An 18,764-nucleotide genomic window follows, 5' to 3' on the forward strand; every position below is an offset into this window, starting at 1 on the left:
TGTCTGACGTTTTCAGACTGGAACCGGCGACAGCAATGTGGGGCGGGTTTAACCGTTTGCAAGTGCTTTGACCACCCTGTCCGCCGCCTATTAGACCTTTGGACTGTGGGTATGGGATATTGCGCAGACCTATCCCACTTCCTACTTTCATGCGGTAAGATCGAGAAAAGTGGACAAAAATGATCCTTGAAGCCGCAGCAAAAGCCCTCAAACGCCTTCCAACACCTGAGTTTCGCTCGGTTTTGTTGAAAACGCTGGGTTTGACACTATTGCTGCTCGTCGGGCTCTGGGTCGCAATTCGTCAATTATTTTTTACCTTAGCCTGGCCGTGGATGGAGCAGATCCTGCCCGGAATGCCCGAATGGGCTGGCTGGCTTGGAATTGTGGCAGCTATTGTTGCTGGCCTTGGGCTGGCACTCGTGCTCGCGCTAATGATCGCTCCCGTCACAGCGCTTGTCGCCGGTATTTTCCTTGATGACGTGGCCGATGTGGTTGAGCGCGAGGATTATCCGGGTGAGCCAAAAGGCACACCCTTGCCATTAGGGCGTTCAATGATTGTGTCACTGAAATTCTTAGGCGTCGTTATTCTCGGCAATATCGTGGCGCTGTTTTTGCTGTTCATACCGGGGATCAATCTAATCGCCTTTTTTGTAATCAACGCCTATCTGCTTGGCCGGGAATTCTTTGAATTTGCCGCAATGCGCTATCGTTCAGAAGCGGAAGCGAAGGCGCTACGCTCGCAATATGGAGTAACGGTCTTTCTCGCAGGACTGTTGATTGCAGGCTTCCTCGCAATCCCAATCGTTAACCTGCTGACACCGCTTTTTGCCGCCGCGATGATGATTCATCTGCACAAAGCGATCTCTGCAAAGGAGATGTTAAAACTGCGGCGGTAGCGGAATAAGCGCTGCCGGAACATCGCAGGTTTTGCCCGGATATTTGCAAATATCGGCGACAACGCATTTCTCGCATTCAGGCTTGCGCGCCTTGCACGTATAGCGCCCATGCAGAATGAGCCAGTGATGGGCGTGGAACAGATATTCCTTTGGGATCACCCGCATCAGAATAGCTTCCACCGCCTCTGGCGTTTTACCTGGCGCAAGCCCCATGCGGTTACCGATGCGCAAAACATGCGTGTCGACCGCCATGGTAGAATGCCCGAACGCCATGCTTAACACCACATTGGCAGTCTTGCGACCAACACCCGGCAGCTCAACCAATGCATTCAAATCGTCCGGCACCTCGCCACCATGCTCGCGGATTAACGCTTCTGATAAAAGAATGACGTTTTTGGCCTTGTTGCGCCAAAGCCCGATGGTCCGGATATAATTACCAACCGTCTCTTCCCCAAGCGCAAGCATCTTTTGCGGCGTATCAGCAATGGCGAAAAGAGCGCGGGTCGCTTTGTTGACGCCCGCATCGGTTGCCTGTGCCGAGAGAACCACTGCCACCAGCAGCGTAAAAGCATTCACATGCTCGAGTTCGCCCTTCGGTTCGGGGCGTAGAATGGAAAAGCGGCGGAAAATCTCATGAATCTCATCCACTGTGTAAAGCGTACCAGCCACCCGGCGCGGACGGCGAGCGGGTGTTGCAACATTCACAGGGGATTTGATTTTGGCGTTTTCCATTTTGTCTCTATACTGGCACTTGGCTTTGGAAAAAACTTAGCAGCTTGACGCAGCCCCCACAGGACGTCGAATCCATGCAGCATCCAGACGGCGCAAATCCGGATAATTTTGACGAACCAATTTTCAGCGCATTACTGACGCCCTATCGATCACTGGGACGAACGGGATTTCGCGTGCTGATGGGCGCGCTCATCGCCTGCTGGCTTTTTGTGTGCTTACTGTTCTGGTCAATTGGCGCATGGCCGATCATCGGATTTTTCGGTCTTGATGTCCTGCTGATCTATCTGGCTTTTCGCTGGAATTACCGCGCGGCCAATGCACGAGAAGAAATATCCGTCTCCCGTTCAGCACTGCATATTCGCAAATATGAGCCGTCCGGCAAAGTGAGTAGCCACGAGTTTCATCCGTTTTGGTCGCGGTTTAAAGTAGCCCGTAAACCTGAGTTCGGCATCACATCCATGCATGTCGAAAGCCGCGAAAACCGCGTGCTTGTCGGTGGTTTTCTTAATCCCGATGATCGCGAAAGTTTCGCAACCGCTTTTCGCGATGCGCTTTCAAAAGCGAAAAGATAGATTTTTCCACATAAGTTGACGGCTTTTGCCTCTAACGCATCTGATTTACGGTGTGACATCAGGAATCGGTTTTCGGCTCTTGAAGTCGGGCTTTTCACAAGCCATATCAGTTGGGTGAAAGATACGCCGCAAGGGTGCTTTCCATAACCGGTCGCTTCGATAAGGACTGATGCAATGACACGAATGACACCGTTTTCGAGCCCGCTATTGCTCGGATTCGACACAATGGAAAAGACGCTGGAACGGATTGCCAAATCCGGCGAAGGTTACCCGCCCTATAATATCGAGCGACTGCGCGGCGAGACCGGTTCTGAACGGCTGCGTATCACGCTGGCTGTTGCGGGTTTTGCCAGCGACGACCTCGAAGTCATGACGGAAGACAACCAGCTTGTTATCCGCGGACGCCAGACCGACGACACAGAACGCGAATTTCTGCACCGCGGCATCGCTGCCCGACAGTTTCAGCGCGTGTTTGTTTTGGCGGATGGAATGCGGGTTGTCGCCTGCGATCTGAAAAACGGCCTACTAGCGATTGATCTTGATCGTCCTGAACCAGAACGGCTGATCAAACGTATTAATATAGCAGTTAAAGATTGAACCGGGTTCACCTTAGGTTCAGATCAAAACCGCTATAAAGAATTATTAAGCTCTTAAGCGCCATGATCGCAAATGATATGCCGCTGGAACGGAGGCTACGATGATGAACAGACACATTCTTACTGATCATGAATTCGCGCATCTGGGTGAAGGCGAACTGGCCTATGTGCGCAAGATCAGGTCCGATGACCTTTCCCGCACCTTTCCTGCGCTGCCACCGATTGCTCCAGGTTTAGAAATCTGGGCGCTGTTTGGCGCGAGCGGCGAGCCGATTGTGCTCTCCGATGTCCGAGCCACAGCGCTTCAGGGCGCACATGAACATGAACTGCGCACAGTGACGCTGCAGTAAGCTTAACCAGTAATGTCGATCCATAACATGGCTCGACATTACGGCTTCGCAGAGAATTGCATCTTTTCCTTTTATACAGAGATAAAACGCCTGAATACATCATTCAAGTAAGCCTGATCTTGAATGCGGAAGTTTGTAGTTCCGACTTTTTCAAAACCCTGTTTAACATAAAATGCTATCGCGGGACTATTCTCAGAATTGGTCGTCAGCCAGACTGAAGGGCTTCCAGCAGCTCGCGCGTATTTCAACCCTTCCTGCAATAATAGCCTTCCAAGCCCTTTACCGTGATGACGAGGCTGAACATACAGGGTAGAAATCTCCATAGACGAACAGCCGATAACTGGAGCAGGTTTCCCGTCACTCATACGAATGAACGCATCTATGCCATCTTCATTCTCTGAAACGACGATATGTTCGTTGGGATCATCAATTAGTTTGTCGAAGTTGTGGGCAGTAAATTCAGTTAGTGCATAATCAGCAAAAAAAGCATTTACCCCACGCTTGATGTAAGTCCCCAACCAAACTTCAATTGAGATAGCGGCCAATACTGGCGCGTCGGACGCATGGGCAATACGAAACTTCATGTGCAGGTTCCAGCATACAGGTTGAAATGCTTCTTACAATTATGAGGGCATTGGAATTCAGAAACTCTCTGGAGAGGCAGACTAAAAAAATACTGGAGCTTATCAAGCTTATACGTGTTCACGGTGCGTTATATCGCGTTGCGAAACCTAGTTAAACGTTCCGTCCACTGTTTAAAATCGAAAGAATGAGGGACTAACTTCCAGCCCGCAAATGCCAGAACAAACAAAGCCGCCGTTCTCCCCGAAACGGCGGCTTTTTTAATTCTTATTCGCCAAACTCAGGCAGCGTTGGTGGCTGGCTGTGCTTTGAGGAATGAATAAAGCGCCTGCGCATCATGTGTGCCGCGCAACTTTGCAACTGTATCAGCATCGCGCAGCATACGCGCAATCCGTGATAGGGCTTTCAGGTGGTCAGCGCCCGCGTTTTCCGGTGCCAGAAGCAGGAAAACAAGATCAACAGGCTGATCGTCCAGTGCTTCAAAATCCACTGGCGTTTCAAGGCGCGCAAAAATTCCGGCAATCTTATTAATACTCGCCAGCTTACCGTGCGGAATGGCGATGCCATTACCAACGCCAGTCGAACCAAGACGTTCGCGCTGGAGAATTGTTTCAAAAACTTCACGCTCAGGGAGACCGGTCAGTTCCGCAGCCTTTTCAGACAGAATCTGCAAAAGCTGCTTTTTGGAGCTGGCTTTCAACGCAGGGATAATCGCCCCTGGCTGAATCAGATCACTAAGATCCATTCTCTCCGTTCCTTCTTCAATCAAGCCATTTAAGGCCCTGTTTAGGGAAGCGCACGACAGCATCCACTGCGTGCGCTCCAGGTTTGCCGTCAGGCGCGTGGCGCGGACTGGCGGGTTACCGTTGACGGATCAACCCAGCCAATGTTTCCGTCCGCACGACGGTAGACGATATTAACTTCATCATTTCCTGCATTGCGGAACACCAGAACCGGATTTTCAATCAGGTCAAGTTCCACAACTGCCGACGCGACCGAGAGGGTGCGAAGAGCAACAGACGATTCCGCAACAATAGTTGGCGCGTAATCCACCGGAAGATCCTCCTCTTCCTCCGGCAGCGGTGCCATAACACGATATGTCACATCATCATAGATCGCATTTGGTGCAGTGGCAGGACGAGATTTCAGCCGGCGCTTGTAACGACGCAACCGGGTTTCAATCTTATCAGCCGCCGCATCGAACGCCAATTGCGGGTCCTGCGCATCTCCGGTGCTCTGAAGAGTGGCACCACTATCGAGATGCAAGGTACAATCTGCGCTATAGCGCGATCCGGACTTGGTGACCGTTACCTGCCCGGAAAAGCCATGATCAAAATATTTGCCGACTGCATCATTAACCCGATCAACGATCCGAGTCGTAAAAGCTTCGCCGACGTCCATATGCTTTCCAGATACACGCAGAGTCATTTGGTACACCTCATTTGCGTTACACAACAGGACGTAGTCTAACCACATGGTGAGCGAAGCGCAAAGCGAACCAGCATCAATTTTGCTTTTCGTCCTGTGCTTATTTTAGCCTCGTTTCACATATTCCAGAGAAGCAGAGCTTGCTTTCTGGAATGCGCTCATTTTCACGGCTATTCGAGTAATTTCCCCATTCATCGTCAGGGATGGCTCACTGCACATCGTTCTCTTATGTAACGCAGAAAACGCAGAAGCGTTTCCTGAAATATTACCTAGCCTTCCATTCAAACAATCGGTCAGTGTGAAACCGACTTTTGCAGGTTCATATCGTTATGCGAGCCGGGCTTCTATTGACTGAAACGTCAATTGTCAATCGCAGCGAATACCAGTCATTTTCGAATGCAATGCGTGCTGCTTGTTAGAAATTGAGCAAATTCTTATAAAATCAGAGTTCAGTCGTCTCAAAGTTTCAGAGCAATTCCATGATGTTACAAACGTATTTCGTTGCTGCTTCCTGACGCCAGATGCCACCTGTCATCGTGCAGATAATCTGGCTTTTTTCTCGCGTCTGCGTTGAACCGATGAAGCAATATTCATCGATTCCCTGTATTTTGCGACTGTACGGCGTGCGATATCCACTCCGTCTTTTTTCAATGCATCAACGATTGCATCATCGGAAAGCACGTCATCGGGCTTTTCCGCGTCAATCATCTGGCGGATACGATGACGCACACTTTCCGATGAATGAGCATCTCCACCTTCTGACGAGGCGATAGAAGCGTTAAAGAAATAGCGCAATTCAAAAACACCGCGCGAGGTTGCCATGAATTTATTGGCCGTCACGCGACTAATGGTTGATTCATGCATACCGACCGCATCAGCTACAGTACGCAGGTTCAGAGGTTTGAGATGTGTGACACCGTCGCGAAGAAAGCCGTCCTGCTGACGCACGATTTCCTGTGTGACTTTAAGAATCGTTCGCGCCCGCTGATCAAGACTGCGCACCAGCCAGCTTGCCGACTGCATACAATCAGACAGAAATGCTTTCTCTTCCGCTTTCACAGAAGGACTGACTTCCGCGTAATATTCATTATTCACGATCAGGCGCGGCATCGCATCAGGGTTAAGCTCAATCGCCCAGCCGCCATCGCGGGTGGGCGACACCAACACATCGGGCGTGATTACATCAGCAACCGAAACCTCAAACTGCGTGCCGGGCTTCGGATCAAGCGCTCTGATTTCACCCAGCATATCGAGAAGATCGGATTGATCGACACCACAAAGCTTTTTGAGCGCGACAAAATCCCGACGCGCAAGCAAATCAAGATTATCAATAAGCGCGGCCATTGCCGGATCATACCGATCTTTTAATCGAAGCTGAATGGCCAGACATTCGCGCAAATCACGGGCAAAAATGCCTGCCGGATCAAAACCTTGCACGGCATGCAACACACGCTCAACATGCGCTGTTTCAACGCCAAGATTTTGCGCAAGCAATGACGTATCAGCGCGCAAATAGCCACTTTCGTCGAGCGCATCAGCAAGTGCAGTGGCGATAAAACGATCAGCGGGATTGCTGAATGAGAGGGCAATTTGCTCGGCAACATGCTCACTCAAAGACGGACGGTTCGCTGTGAGTTGATCAATATCATAGCTGCCACCGCTGCCCGCACTCTCGACGCCGGTGGTTTTCCACTGGGGATCAAGCATGGCCCCAGCATCATCTGAGCGACCAGGATCATCGGGAAAAATATTTTCTAACGAGCTATCAAAGGTGGACGAAAGATTTTGCGCGTCGGCGACATTATCCGTCTTGAACCAGTCTTCATCGGATGAAGCATCCGACGTGTCACCGCTATCGCTCGCAGTTTCAGGCTCTGCAAAATCGTCGTTTGCAGCTTCTATTCTATCCAGAAGCGGGTTTTTCTCGATCTCTATGTCGATAAATTGCTCCAGCTCGATATGCGTCATCTGCAACAGCTTGATGGACTGCATCAACTGCGGAGTCATCACCAGCGATTGCGATTGACGAAAATCTAGCCTCGGCGACAGAGCCATATGACGCGCAACTCCCCCATTTCCTTTACAGCAAGTTAGCTGGCAAACCGCTTGTTCCCGAATTGTTTTCAATTAAAGCGTGCAGTTCATCAAAACTGGTATGAACCTTGCTTGTCAATTCTGAATGTGCGTATTTTCCAGAAAAAGGAAAAATAGTCGCAGCAATGAGGCGACTGTCGAAGCAGTCGTCGCGTTATACACGGGAAGAAGGGAAGCGGTTTCCACGTGTTTGTGGAAACCTGAAATAATTAGAGCGTGAACTGGTCGCCGAGATAAAGCCTTCGCACGTCAGGATTGGCGACGATTTCCGCGGGGCGGCCATGGGTCAGCACCTGACCCGCATGGATAATATAGGCACGGTCAATCAGACCAAGCGTTTCGCGCACATTGTGGTCGGTAATCAGAACGCCAATGCCACGGCTGGTCAGATGGCGCACGAGCTGCTGGATATCGGAAACCGCAATCGGATCAACACCCGCAAACGGCTCATCCAACAACATGAAATTTGGACGCGATGCGAGAGCGCGGGCAATTTCGAGACGGCGTCGTTCACCACCCGATAATGAAATTGCGGCAGCCTTACGCAAATGCGAAATGTGAAACTCTTCAAGAAGAGCATCGAGTTCCATAGCACGCTTCTTGCGGTCCTTTTCGACCACTTCCAGCACAGCCTTAATATTGTTCTCGACCGAAAGGCCACGGAAAATCGACGCTTCCTGCGGCAGATAACCGATGCCAAGACGCGAACGGCGATACATCGGCATCGAAGTTACGTCGTAACCATCAATTTCAATTGAACCTGCGTCAGCGGGAACGAGACCCGTCACCATATAGAAGCACGTCGTCTTACCGGCACCGTTTGGGCCAAGAATACCAACAGCTTCACCAGCGCGAACACCAAAAGACACGCCGTTGACAACCTGACGTCCGCGATAACTTTTGCAAAGTCCACGCGCCACCAACGTTCCCTTGAGGCGTGTTTCTTTGCCCGGCTGCGCAGGCATCATGCCATCAACAGCAGATGAAGGTGCAGCACTTTCAGAAACGGCCATAGACTCGTCGGCTTTCTTATTCCAGAACAATCCCACGCGTGCTCCGGTTAATTCGATTTGGGCGCAGCGCCGCCCTGCTGTTGATCCTTGGGCGACATGATGATCGAAACACGACCCTTGCTCTGGCCCTTGCAGCTTTCAAGGAAAGCTTTGCCGGTGCCCATATTGGCCGTTAGTTTGCAGCCAGTGGCCACATTGTCACCATCGGTGAGGACAACTTTCTGACCCTGCAACACCATGACCTGACTTTTGCCGTCATAAGTGCCGGTATCGCCAGTGGCGACCTGCGTGCCGGATTTCAGATAAACTTTTTCGCTGATTTCCAGACGATCAATGCCAGAACCACTCAAGCCAGCAGTACCGCCAGCGGGTTTGCCATCCGCGCCCTGCGCATCTTTATTATAAAAGACAATCATCTTGCCGGACTTCAGAAGTGCATCGCCCTGCATCACAGAAACATTGCCTGTGAAAATGGCCTTGCCTTCTTTGTCGAGCATTTCGAGCTTGTCGGCATCGATCTTGATCGGGTTTTTGCCATCAGAAAGCTTGAGGCTGCCGAATGGAACCTGCTGGCTATCCTGAGCCATAGCCGAAATCGGTACAACAATGAGACCGAGCGCCAAAGCCGCAAATCCCATCCGCAGCGTGCGGGTCTTCAAGATCTTGTTCATTGTGCCCGTCTCACGTTCCATCGCTTATACTTCCCCTAAAGACCCCTGCGGGATCAGGTCCAGCGCAATTCATAACTGTCTGACGCTTAAACGGTTATGAAAAGTCGATCAACCTTCCACAACCACATCTTAGGCCAGAATATCAGTCTTAATCTTAAACATAACGCAGCCAGATAGAAATATCTGACTGCGCATAAACCCAATCACAACCACCTAAAAAGCGCGGCAAATACATGCGCTGCTTTTCGGCAATTATCCTGCCCGATCATTTTCAGGCGTTTTGTCACCCGAAACTTCACCACCGTCAATGACGACACGCACTTTGTTTTCAAAGATCAGCACCTTGCCGCTCTCTTTAATCTGCATGCTGTCAGCACTGATCTGCGTGCTGCCATTGCGAATATCAACCGGCTTATCTGTCGTCACCTGTCCGCTCTTCAGATTGACATCTGCGTTGCGCATGACGGCATGAAGTCCTTCATCAGTGGTAACAGTAAAATCCTTATCAAGTTGCAAACGGCCATTCGCATTATCGTAAACGCCGGACGCAGCTTCGATTTTAGCATTACCCTTTTCGCCAACAGGCAGCTCTGCCGAAATACCTTCAAGTGCAATCGAGCCACTATTCTTGGCATCCTGCACAGCTTTTGCTGCCACCATCGAATAAGGACGATTATCCTTGGTATAACCATTGAGCTGCGGATTGCTCATCACAAGCTTACCCGGCTCTCCGCCATTATTGACTTCAACTTTAACAGGCGAAGCAGGCGTAGCAAGAAATGTGTACCACGAAAAAACAGCTGCCAGTGCAATTGCAGCGACAGGCAAAGCGGTCTTCAGTACCCGCACGCGGACCGAATGGCGCTGTGCTGATCGAAAAATCGAGGCTGCCTTTTCAGACGCTCCAAAATGCATGCCAACGCCTTCAGAAACTGCAGTGGCAGCTCCTCGCGAAACATGAATATGTGGTGTGTCAGCGCTCATCGTGTCTTTCAATCGTTCCAGATTTTCGTCAGCTTTTAATGTTGCTTTATTGCTCAACAGTTTACGAAAGCATTAGGATCAACATTTTTCGTCGAATGCTATCTTCGTTCAATGCGGCTTATTTGGGGTTCAATAGCCTGCTACTCAAGTCTGATACAGACCACAAAACAACGCACCTGCCATGCAAACCGGGCATAGGCTCTATAAATTCGCAGAAAATACCGCGTATTCCGGCTTTTCACTGCTGATAAAAGCCCGATCAATTCCTTGTTAACATAAAACTAAATTTCATTATAGTCTCCAGCCTGAGCAGAAGGGAAGCGCACCACCTTCCCCAATTGCGAACCATATATTAAAAGGCATCAATTATTATTTATCTTGTTTGTTGAATGGATGGGACCGACCGAATGGCTCAAGATGCCGAAGCCCTGATCGAAAGACGCAAGCTGCGCCGTAAATTGACTGTCTGGCGTGTGGCGTTTCTCCTTCTGCTGGCTCTATTGATCGCCGGCATCGCCTCTTATTCCCTGCGCGGAACGAATTTTGCGACACCGCATGTTGCGAAAGTGCGCATCGAAGGCACTATTTTTGAGAATGAAGAACTTCTCAAGCGTCTTAACAAGATTGCCGATGACGATGCCGTCAAAGCTGTGATCCTCATTCTTGATTCTCCCGGCGGCACCACCGTTGGCGGCGAAACGATTTATGAAGCTGTGCGGAGAATCGCCAAAAAGAAGCCGGTCGTGACACAAGTTGGCACACTTGCGGCTTCCGCGGGCTATATGATTGCCGCTGGCTCAGACCACATTATTGCGCATCAGACCTCTATCGTTGGTTCAATCGGCGTGCTGTTCCAGTATCCGGATCTGTCGAAGCTGCTCGACACAATTGGCGTAAAGGTCGAAACCATCAAATCTTCGCCACTCAAAGCCGAGCCTAATTATTTCAGCCCAGCAAGCGAAGAAGCCAAAGCCATGATCCGCAGCATGATCATGGATTCCTATGACTGGTTTGTCGGCATTGTACAGGAACGTCGCTCTTTCACGCATGAAGAAGCGCTGGCGCTTGCCAACGGTGCAGTTTTCACGGGCCGTCAGGCGCTTGAGAAAAAGCTGATTGACGGGTTGGGTGGAGAGCAAGAAGCGATTGATTGGCTGACGAGCAAAGGTATTTCCAAAGATCTGCCGAAACTTGAATGGAAGCCGGTCAGCGCAGATACCGGATTTTCGCTCCGCGATCTCATTATTCATGCTGGTGCCAAACTTCTGGGCTTGCCTCAGGAAGCCAATGGATTACTTAATGAAATCGCTAAAGATCGTATCTTCCTTGACGGACTTCTCTCCGTTTGGCACGTTGACGGTCAGTCGGGCAACAACCCGGCAAATAATTGAGTCCTTTCATCGGACAACATAAACACAGGGGTTAAAAGCCGTGATCAAATCGGAACTCGTTCAGATTATCGCCAGCCGTAATCCGCATCTTTTCCAGCGCGATGTTGAAAACATCGTTGGAGCGGTTTTTGATGAGATCACAACCGCCCTTGCTGAAGGCAATCGCGTTGAGCTTCGCGGCTTTGGCGCGTTTTCGGTGAAAAACCGTCCTGCACGCAGTGGCCGTAATCCACGCACCGGCGACACGGTGGACGTCGAAGAAAAGTGGGTTCCTTTCTTCAAGACGGGTAAAGAATTGCGCGACCGTCTCAACGGCGCCATCTGATCTGTCATGGTGGCAAAGCGCGTCGTAACAATTGTCATTCTTGTGCCGCTGGCGATCATTCTAATCGCTTTGTCGGTGGCCAATCGTCAAACGATTGGCCTGACAATTGATCCGTTCAATCCCGGCAATCCAGCGCTGACCTATCAGGCTCCTTTGTTTATCTGGCTGTTTGGTGCGCTCATCCTTGGCGCTTTCATTGGCGCTGCGGTGACTTGGCTCACCCAAGGAAAGCACCGCCGCCGTGGTCGCCACTATAAAAAAGAGGCCTCACAGCTTCTCGAACGTGCCGAATCTGCTGAAAAACGCCACACGTCTCACACTCTCACCAAGGTCTGATCGCGTCTTTTCGTTTTTTCACTTTCGTTCCGGCGACATTTGCCCTACCTAAACCCAAAATAATAAACGGAGTTTCGGGTGAAGGCGCCAAAAGGAAAAGGCAAAAAGCCAACAGGTGGTAAAGAGCAGCGCGGTTCAGGCCGCGTAAAGCATGAAGAACCACGTTCGGCTTCAAGACAAGGGAACAAGGCCGACGACAAGGGCACGTTCTTTAAAAAGCCGCGCCCGCAATTCGCTAAGGCACCTGTTAAGCCAGCCGAAGAAAAGCACGTTGCAGCTAGCCCTCTACGCGAAATCAAAGCGTATCAAGGCGAGCGTCCCGGCGAACGCGCACCGGTCATCCTCGAAACAGAGCCATCAAACGATTATGCGCTGCTTGATAGCGGCGATGGTCTCAAGCTCGAACAATATGGCCCCTATCGCATCATCCGCCCGGAAGGTCAGGCCATCTGGCTTCCAAGCCTCGGCAAAGGCGAATGGGATAAGGCCGACGCAGTCTTTACCGGCAATACCGATGAAGAAGGTATGGGCCGCTGGGCATTTCCAAAGCTGCCGATTGGTGAGCAGCTCGGCGAAACATGGCCGATGCAGCATGACGGCATTTCGTTTCATGGCCGTTTCACATCGTTCCGCCATGTCGGCGTGTTCCCGGAACAGGCCGCACACTGGTCCTATATGGGCAAGCTTATTCGTGATGCAGCCAAATCGGGCCGCACTGTAAAAGTGCTCAATCTGTTTGGTTACACAGGTGTAGCTTCGCTTGTTGCAGCACGCGCAGGCGCTGAAGTCACCCATGTCGATGCTTCGAAGAAAGCAATCGTCTGGGCGCGCGAAAATCAGGAAATGGCCGGACTTTCCGACAAACCAATCCGCTGGATTTGCGAAGACGCGATGAAATTCGTGCAGCGCGAAGAGCGTCGCGGCAGCACCTATGACATTATCCTGCTTGATCCGCCTGCCTATGGCCGTGGCCCGAACGGCGAAGTCTGGCAGTTGTTCGAACATCTGCCTGCAATGGTCGATACCTGCCGTGCGATCCTTTCGCCCAAAGCTTTGGCCGTCATTCTGACCGCCTATTCAATCCGCGCTTCCTTCTTCGCCATCCATGAACTGGTCCGCGACCGCTTTACCGGACTTGGCGGAACGGTCGAATCGGGCGAACTTATTCTTCGCGAACGTGCCTCAAAGCGTGCGCTTTCCACCTCCATGTTCAGCCGCTGGGTAGCAAAATGAGCCGAGACGACGATTTTTCTAAAAGCGGCAACACACATTCTGGCCAGCATTCGGGCCAGCGGGTCGGTCAGGTGAAAGAAGTCACCAGCCTGACAAATCCGATTGTTAAAGACCTTCGCTCGCTCGCACTGAAAAAATTCCGCGACCAGCAGGGCGTGTTTCTGGCCGAAGGTCTGAAGCTCGTTATTGATGCCTTCGAACAGGATTGGCGCATTAAGACGCTTGTTTTTGCCAAGTCCGGCAAGGGTAACAAGATGGTCGAGCAGGTTGCAGCGCGCACGTTTGCCAAGGGCGGACTGGTGCTGGAAGTGACCGAGAAGATCATGGCAGCCATCACCCGTCGCGATAATCCGCAGATGGTGGTTGGCGTTTTCGAGCAGCAGTATCAGCAGCTTTCAAGCCTCAAGCCAAAGGGCAATGATGTTTACATCGCGCTTGACCGTGTGCGCGATCCCGGTAATCTTGGCACCGTCATCCGCACAGCCGATGCGGTTGGTGCCAAGGGCATTATCCTGATCGGCGACACCACCGATCCTTATTCGCTTGAAACCGTGCGCGCCACCATGGGCTCGGTCTTCTCGTTGCCGCTCTATAAGACAACGGAATCCGATTTTCTCAACTGGCGCAAAGGCTTTTCGGGGCTTCTCGTCGGTACGCATTTGAAAGGTGCCGTCGATTACCGCACTATTCCTTATGCCAAAAAGCCGGTCATTCTGATGATGGGCAATGAGCAACAGGGACTGCCGGATAATCTGGCAGAAAGCTGCGATAAGCTCGCACGTATTCCGCAAGCTGGTCGCGCCGATTCGCTTAATCTGGCGATTGCCACCGGCGTGATGCTCTATGAAATTCGCCGCGACGCGCTCACCCTTGATGAAAGGACCAGCGGATGAAGCGTCATGCCGTCCTGTCATCGTTTTTCGTTGTCTTCTTTGCGGTTCTGATCGATCAGGGCATCAAATATCTCGTTGAAACCCGGATGGGCTATCACGAGCAGATTGATATTCTGCCGTTTCTTGCGCTGTTTCGCACGCATAATGAAGGCATCGCATTCTCGATGCTGGCATGGCTGCACGACTGGGGACTGGTTGCGATTACCGCAGCCGTCATTGTTTTCGTGCTTTATCTCTGGTGGACCAATCCGTCCAATCGCGTCTTTGCGCGTTATGGCTTTGCGCTCGTTGTCGGCGGTGCGATTGGCAATCTGATCGACCGCGTCATGCACGGTTATGTGGTCGACTATATTCTGTTCCATCTGCCGACGTGGTCGTTCGCTGTTTTCAATCTGGCGGACACGTTTATCACCATCGGAGCAGCGCTGATTATTCTGGAAGAATTCCTCGGCTGGCGACGCGAACGCGCCACTCGCTAACCATTATTGCTAGTTGTTTTTTGCAGCCCGAGCGAAAGTCTTGATTGCACAGGGGCTTTCGCTTAGTTTGAATTCAAATTTAACAGTTTTTTGAAGGGGATAAGCTCGACCCACTCCAATTGACACATTGGTGACACGCTTCTGTCATCCTCGCGTAGCACTGAACGACTATTGCTTTGGCAAATACGGAACAAATCATCCGTTGCCGGGGCAAGCCATTCGGGACTGCGCGGAAACGGAATTAGGAGCGAATCATCATGTCAACACTGCTTGGAATGAGCCAGCAAATCATCGATGATACGGTCATGTCGGGTATAGAAGCACAACAGGCACTTTTTGAGACAAACGGCGCTCCCATCGTTTTGGGACGCATTGGTTCACTCGAAGTGCGACTTGCAAATTCTCGCGAGGCGATTGAAGCCGCGCAGGAGCTGCGGTTTCGTGTGTTCTTTGAAGAGTTAGGCGCCCGCAAGGAAAGTATTGAAGAAGTTGAATTGCGAGACGCCGACCGTTTCGACGCAATCTGCGATCACCTTCTGGTTTACGACACCGCCCTGCCCGTGCCTGAGCACAAGCAGATTGTCGGCACCTATCGCCTGATGCGCAGCGAACAGGCAGAAAAGGCACTCGGCTTTTATTCGGCTGATGAATATGACGTGCAGCGTCTGGCGCTTTCGCGTCCTGATCTGAGACTTCTCGAGCTTGGTCGCTCTTGCGTCAAAGCTGAATATCGCTCCAAGCGTACGGTCGAACTGCTCTGGCAGGGTGCGTGGGCTTATTGCCGCCGCCATTCGATTGATGTGATGTTTGGCTGTGCATCCTTCCATGGTGCCGTGCCTGCTGCACATGCGCTGGGACTATCGTTCTTGCATCAAAATTGCCGTGCAACGCCTGACTGGGATGTGCGCGCGCTACCACATCGCTATCAGCCAATGGATTTGATGCCGAAGGAAGCCATCAACACCAAGGTTGCGCTGTTTTCGATGCCACCACTGGTGAAGGGCTATCTGCGCCTTGGTGCCATGATCGGTGACGGCGCAGTGATCGATGAAGCTTTCGGCACGACCGATGTATTCATCATCCTGCCAATCGAGCGTATTTCCAGCCGGTACATCACGTATTACGGCGCGGACGCAAACCGCTTTGTTTAGTCTGTAGATATTCTGGTTCTGGTGGCCTGCAAATGGCTTTTTTCTGCGCTTCCGGTGCTCATGTACCTTAAGTACACTGCGCTCCGGTTCTCGAAAAACACCATTTTCGGCATACCATAACCAGAATCTCAAACAGACTGGGCAGTGCCCTTATCCCCTGCCCGCCAATTCCTTCAGCTTATAAATCAGCTCAAGTGCTTCACGCGGTGTCAGCTCATCCGGGCTGATATCCGCAACAGCCTTGGACAACTCGCTGTCCTTTGCGTTCACCTGCGGCTTTGGCTTTTCCTGTTTCAGCACGACTGAGAACAGCGGCAGATCATCGATCAGCTTGTCAGCCTTCCCCGATGTTTCGCCAGCTTCGAGCTGATGGAGCACATCACGCGCACGATTGACGACAGCTTCCGGAAGACCGGCAAGGCGCGCAACCTGTACGCCATAGGAACGATCAGCCGCGCCCTTTGCCACCTCATGCAGGAACACGACATCATTGTCCCATTCCTTGACCCGCATGGTGACATTCGACAACCGGTCGAGCTTTTCAGAAAGTGCCGTCATTTCATGAAAATGCGTGGCAAACAATGCGCGGCAGCGGTTCTTTTCGTGCAAATATTCAACCGCAGCCCATGCAATCGAAAGCCCGTCAAAGGTTGCCGTACCGCGACCAATCTCATCGAGAATGACCAGCGAGCGTTCGCCCGCCTGATTGAGAATAGCGGCTGTTTCAACCATTTCCACCATGAAGGTCGAACGGCCGCGCGCCAGATCATCAGACGCGCCAACGCGGCTGAACAAGCGGTCCACCACACCGATCTGCGCCGAACCCGCAGGCACAAACGAACCCATCTGTGCCATGATCGCAATCAGCGCATTTTGACGAAGGAAGGTCGATTTACCGCCCATATTCGGGCCTGTGAGCAGCCAGATAGCGCCATTCCCGCCGTCTTTCTGTGGTGAAAGATCACAATCATTGGCCACAAACGGATTGGCCGCCTGACGGCGCAGCGCCTGCTCCACCACCGGATGACGGCCAGCGACGATGTTGAATGACAGACTGTCATCGACCAGCGGACGACAATAGCCCTGCTCATCGGCAAGTATTGCAAGTGCTGCTGAAACATCGAAAACGGAAAGTGCAGCAGCAGCAGCACGAATACTATCGGCATGGCTGACCGCTTCGGCTGTTAGTTCTTCAAAGATTGCAAGTTCAATAGAAAGCGCACGATCAGCCGCATTGGCGATTTTGCTTTCCAGCTCGGCCAGTTCCGTTGTGGTAAAACGCATGGCATTGGCCATTGTCTGGCGATGGATGAAGCGGCCCTTTGCTTCAACCGTATCGGTCATAGTGCCGGAATTATTGGCTGTAACTTCAATGAAATAACCAAGCACATTGTTGTGCTTGATTTTCAGCGTCTTAATACCGGTTTCCTCGATATAGTCGGCCTGAAGTCCGGCAATCACGCGGCGCGACTGATCACGCAGCGCACGCATTTCATCGAGTTCTGTGTTGTAGCCTTCACGCACGAACCCGCCATCGCGCTTTAGCAGCGGCATTTCGTCAGCAAGCGCACGATCAATGTGCGCCGCAAAGCTGACCGGCAATGCCTCAATGGCCTCACGCGCCGCTGCCAGTTCATCGGGCAGAATTGTACCTTCAAGTATAGAAGCAATGCCGTTGGAGGCTTCAAAACCACGCTGCAAAGCACCCAAATCACGCGGACCACCACGACCAACCGCCAGACGCGACAGTGCGCGCGGCATATCCGGCACACCTTTCAGCTCCAGCCGCAGCCCTTCGCAAAGCGATTGCTCGCTTAAAAACCATGAAACGGCATCAAGACGCAGCGCAATCGCCTTCGGATCTGTCAAAGGTGCTGTCAGACGCTCGGCAATCAGCCGCGCACCACCGCCCGTTACCGTGCGGTCAATGGCCTTGAGCAGACTGCCCTCGCGATTGCCGGACATGGTGCGGGCAAGTTCAAGGCTTGCACGGGTGGCAGGATCGATGAAAATCGTGCCGCCTTCCTGCTCGCGTTCAGGCCGCATCAGCGGCGGACGCTCGGCAATCTGCGTCTTTTCAATATAGGCAATGGCACCGGAAATGGCGGAAAGCTCAGAGCGGCTGAATTGTCCGAACCCATCCAGTGTCGCCACATTGAAATAGCGCTGAATGCGATTTTCAGCGGCCGCACTGTCAAACAGAGTTGCAGGCTGCGGGATAACCGCCTTGCCGATAAGATCAAAAGTCGGACGCAGCTCGGCATCATGAAATGCCGTGTCCGCCACGATCAGCTCTCGCGGATCGACACGCGCCACATCGGCAAAAAGCCGGTCTTCGCTCGTCTCCGACACACGGAATGTGCCGGTGGAAATATCGATCCAGGCAAGAGCCAGCGCGCCGTCGCCTTTGGTGCGGCCAAGCGCCATCAGATAATTAGCTTCTGACGGATCAAGCAGCTTTTCCTCAGTGATTGTGCCGGGCGTTACCAGCCGGATAACATCGCGGCGAACCACTGATTTCGAGCCACGTTTCTTGGCCTCTGCCGGGTCTTCAATCTGCTCGCAAACCGCAACGCGATAGCCTTTGGCAATCAGTCTTTGCAGATAATCATCGGAAGCATGAACCGGCACGCCGCACATCGGAATGTCTTCGCCAAGATGCTTGCCACGCTTGGTCAGCGTGATGCCCAGTGCCTTGGAAGCCTCGACCGCATCGTCGAAAAACAGCTCGTAAAAGTCGCCCATGCGGTAGAAAAGCAGCGAATCAACATTCGCAGCTTTGATCTCAATATACTGTTCCATCATGGGCGTGAGGCGAACAACGGTTTCCTGCGTGTTATTTTCATCCGCATCAACCTGTTTCTCTTCGACCTTCGCTTCCATGCCAAACCTTCATTTATTGCGATTTAAATCCATTTAAAGACATAATACGTTCAATATCATGCTTTTTAGGATCAATATCTATTCCAAAATGCGCTGTTTACACTCCTACGGACTGACGCTATCGAATTCGTCCCGCAGAAGAAACCGGAGGGAAC

The 18,764-nt window shown here is 51.8% G+C and carries 20 protein-coding genes; 11 read left to right on the forward strand and 9 right to left on the reverse strand.

Annotation, left to right across the window (positions count from 1 at the left end; all coding sequences use genetic code 11):
- Positions 1 to 179 precede the first annotated feature (179 nt).
- Positions 180 to 896 (forward strand): sulfate transporter family protein, encoded by a 717-nt coding sequence (locus ACOZHT_RS04160; RefSeq protein ID WP_339509340.1) that lies wholly within the window; start codon positions 180 to 182, stop codon positions 894 to 896.
- Here ACOZHT_RS04160 and nth read toward each other — a convergent pair.
- Positions 879 to 1,628: an endonuclease III gene (gene nth, locus ACOZHT_RS04165; protein ID WP_339509339.1), complete on the reverse strand. Its 750-nt coding sequence runs from the start codon at positions 1,626 to 1,628 to the stop codon at positions 879 to 881. The genes ACOZHT_RS04160 and nth overlap by 18 nt on opposite strands.
- A 74-nt stretch (positions 1,629 to 1,702) precedes the next feature.
- On the opposite strand from nth, the gene ACOZHT_RS04170 reads away from it, so the two are divergent.
- From ACOZHT_RS04170 to ACOZHT_RS04180, 3 genes are all read left to right on the forward strand, one after another.
- The gene (locus tag ACOZHT_RS04170) at positions 1,703 to 2,200 is read left to right on the forward strand and encodes a DUF2244 domain-containing protein (protein WP_339509338.1); all 498 of its coding nucleotides are present in this window, start codon (positions 1,703 to 1,705) and stop codon (positions 2,198 to 2,200) included.
- A gap of 174 nt (positions 2,201 to 2,374) precedes the next feature.
- Positions 2,375 to 2,797 carry an Hsp20 family protein gene (locus ACOZHT_RS04175; RefSeq protein WP_250039117.1) on the forward strand — a complete coding sequence of 141 codons (423 nt, stop codon included), beginning with the start codon at positions 2,375 to 2,377 and terminating at the stop codon, positions 2,795 to 2,797.
- A 103-nt stretch (positions 2,798 to 2,900) separates the two neighbouring features.
- Positions 2,901 to 3,146 (forward strand): DUF1150 family protein, encoded by a 246-nt coding sequence (locus ACOZHT_RS04180; RefSeq protein WP_339509522.1) that lies wholly within the window; start codon positions 2,901 to 2,903, stop codon positions 3,144 to 3,146.
- 71 nt (positions 3,147 to 3,217) lie between these two features.
- Here the strand turns inward: ACOZHT_RS04180 and ACOZHT_RS04185 are convergent, their stop codons facing one another.
- The 7 genes from ACOZHT_RS04185 to lptC all read right to left on the reverse strand — a co-directional run bounded on the left by ACOZHT_RS04185 (position 3,218) and on the right by lptC (position 9,918).
- The gene (locus ACOZHT_RS04185) at positions 3,218 to 3,730 is read right to left on the reverse strand and encodes a GNAT family N-acetyltransferase (RefSeq protein ID WP_339509337.1); all 513 of its coding nucleotides are present in this window, start codon (positions 3,728 to 3,730) and stop codon (positions 3,218 to 3,220) included.
- A gap of 278 nt (positions 3,731 to 4,008) precedes the next feature.
- Positions 4,009 to 4,473, reverse strand: a complete 465-nt coding sequence (gene ptsN, locus ACOZHT_RS04190; protein ID WP_339509336.1) for a PTS IIA-like nitrogen regulatory protein PtsN — start codon at positions 4,471 to 4,473, stop codon at positions 4,009 to 4,011.
- An 89-nt stretch (positions 4,474 to 4,562) separates the two neighbouring features.
- Entirely contained in the window at positions 4,563 to 5,156 is a 594-nt protein-coding gene (hpf, locus tag ACOZHT_RS04195; RefSeq protein ID WP_339509335.1) for a ribosome hibernation-promoting factor, HPF/YfiA family, read from the reverse strand.
- 531 nt (positions 5,157 to 5,687) lie between these two features.
- A complete protein-coding gene (gene rpoN, locus ACOZHT_RS04200) occupies positions 5,688 to 7,211 on the reverse strand; it encodes an RNA polymerase factor sigma-54 (protein WP_339509334.1) in 1,524 nt (507 codons plus the stop codon).
- Between the two features lie 248 nt (positions 7,212 to 7,459).
- Positions 7,460 to 8,299, reverse strand: coding sequence for an LPS export ABC transporter ATP-binding protein (lptB, locus tag ACOZHT_RS04205; RefSeq protein WP_310012475.1), 840 nt, complete (start codon positions 8,297 to 8,299; stop codon positions 7,460 to 7,462).
- An 11-nt stretch (positions 8,300 to 8,310) separates the two neighbouring features.
- The gene (locus ACOZHT_RS04210) at positions 8,311 to 8,955 is read right to left on the reverse strand and encodes an LptA/OstA family protein (protein ID WP_339509333.1); all 645 of its coding nucleotides are present in this window, start codon (positions 8,953 to 8,955) and stop codon (positions 8,311 to 8,313) included.
- Between the two features lie 231 nt (positions 8,956 to 9,186).
- Entirely contained in the window at positions 9,187 to 9,918 is a 732-nt protein-coding gene (gene lptC, locus ACOZHT_RS04215) for an LPS export ABC transporter periplasmic protein LptC (RefSeq protein ID WP_339509332.1), read from the reverse strand.
- Positions 9,919 to 10,325: 407 nt separating this feature from the next.
- Here lptC and sppA point away from each other — a divergent pair, with 407 nt between their 5' ends.
- The 7 genes from sppA to ACOZHT_RS04250 all read left to right on the forward strand — a co-directional run bounded on the left by sppA (position 10,326) and on the right by ACOZHT_RS04250 (position 15,726).
- The gene (gene sppA, locus ACOZHT_RS04220; RefSeq protein ID WP_339509331.1) at positions 10,326 to 11,309 is read left to right on the forward strand and encodes a signal peptide peptidase SppA; all 984 of its coding nucleotides are present in this window, start codon (positions 10,326 to 10,328) and stop codon (positions 11,307 to 11,309) included.
- Positions 11,310 to 11,349: 40 nt separating this feature from the next.
- Complete coding sequence (locus ACOZHT_RS04225; protein ID WP_250039129.1) at positions 11,350 to 11,634, forward strand: integration host factor subunit beta; 285 nt, start codon at positions 11,350 to 11,352, stop codon at positions 11,632 to 11,634.
- A gap of 6 nt (positions 11,635 to 11,640) precedes the next feature.
- Positions 11,641 to 11,970 (forward strand): LapA family protein, encoded by a 330-nt coding sequence (locus ACOZHT_RS04230; protein ID WP_339509330.1) that lies wholly within the window; start codon positions 11,641 to 11,643, stop codon positions 11,968 to 11,970.
- 78 nt (positions 11,971 to 12,048) lie between these two features.
- On the forward strand, positions 12,049 to 13,203 hold the full coding sequence (locus ACOZHT_RS04235; protein ID WP_339509329.1) for a class I SAM-dependent methyltransferase: 1,155 nt from the start codon (positions 12,049 to 12,051) through the stop codon (positions 13,201 to 13,203).
- Positions 13,200 to 14,096, forward strand: coding sequence for an RNA methyltransferase (locus ACOZHT_RS04240; RefSeq protein WP_339509328.1), 897 nt, complete (start codon positions 13,200 to 13,202; stop codon positions 14,094 to 14,096). The genes ACOZHT_RS04235 and ACOZHT_RS04240 overlap by 4 nt, the downstream gene beginning before the upstream one ends.
- The gene (gene lspA / locus ACOZHT_RS04245; protein ID WP_339509327.1) at positions 14,093 to 14,575 is read left to right on the forward strand and encodes a signal peptidase II; all 483 of its coding nucleotides are present in this window, start codon (positions 14,093 to 14,095) and stop codon (positions 14,573 to 14,575) included. The genes ACOZHT_RS04240 and lspA overlap by 4 nt, the downstream gene beginning before the upstream one ends.
- A 257-nt stretch (positions 14,576 to 14,832) precedes the next feature.
- Positions 14,833 to 15,726: a GNAT family N-acetyltransferase gene (locus ACOZHT_RS04250; protein ID WP_339509326.1), complete on the forward strand. Its 894-nt coding sequence runs from the start codon at positions 14,833 to 14,835 to the stop codon at positions 15,724 to 15,726.
- Positions 15,727 to 15,876: 150 nt separating this feature from the next.
- On the opposite strand, the gene mutS is transcribed toward ACOZHT_RS04250, so the two are convergent.
- Entirely contained in the window at positions 15,877 to 18,609 is a 2,733-nt protein-coding gene (mutS, locus tag ACOZHT_RS04255; protein WP_339509325.1) for a DNA mismatch repair protein MutS, read from the reverse strand.
- Positions 18,610 to 18,764: the final 155 nt, after the last annotated feature.

The organism is Ochrobactrum sp. EDr1-4, from assembly GCF_049199085.1.
Classification (GTDB): domain Bacteria; phylum Pseudomonadota; class Alphaproteobacteria; order Rhizobiales; family Rhizobiaceae; genus Brucella.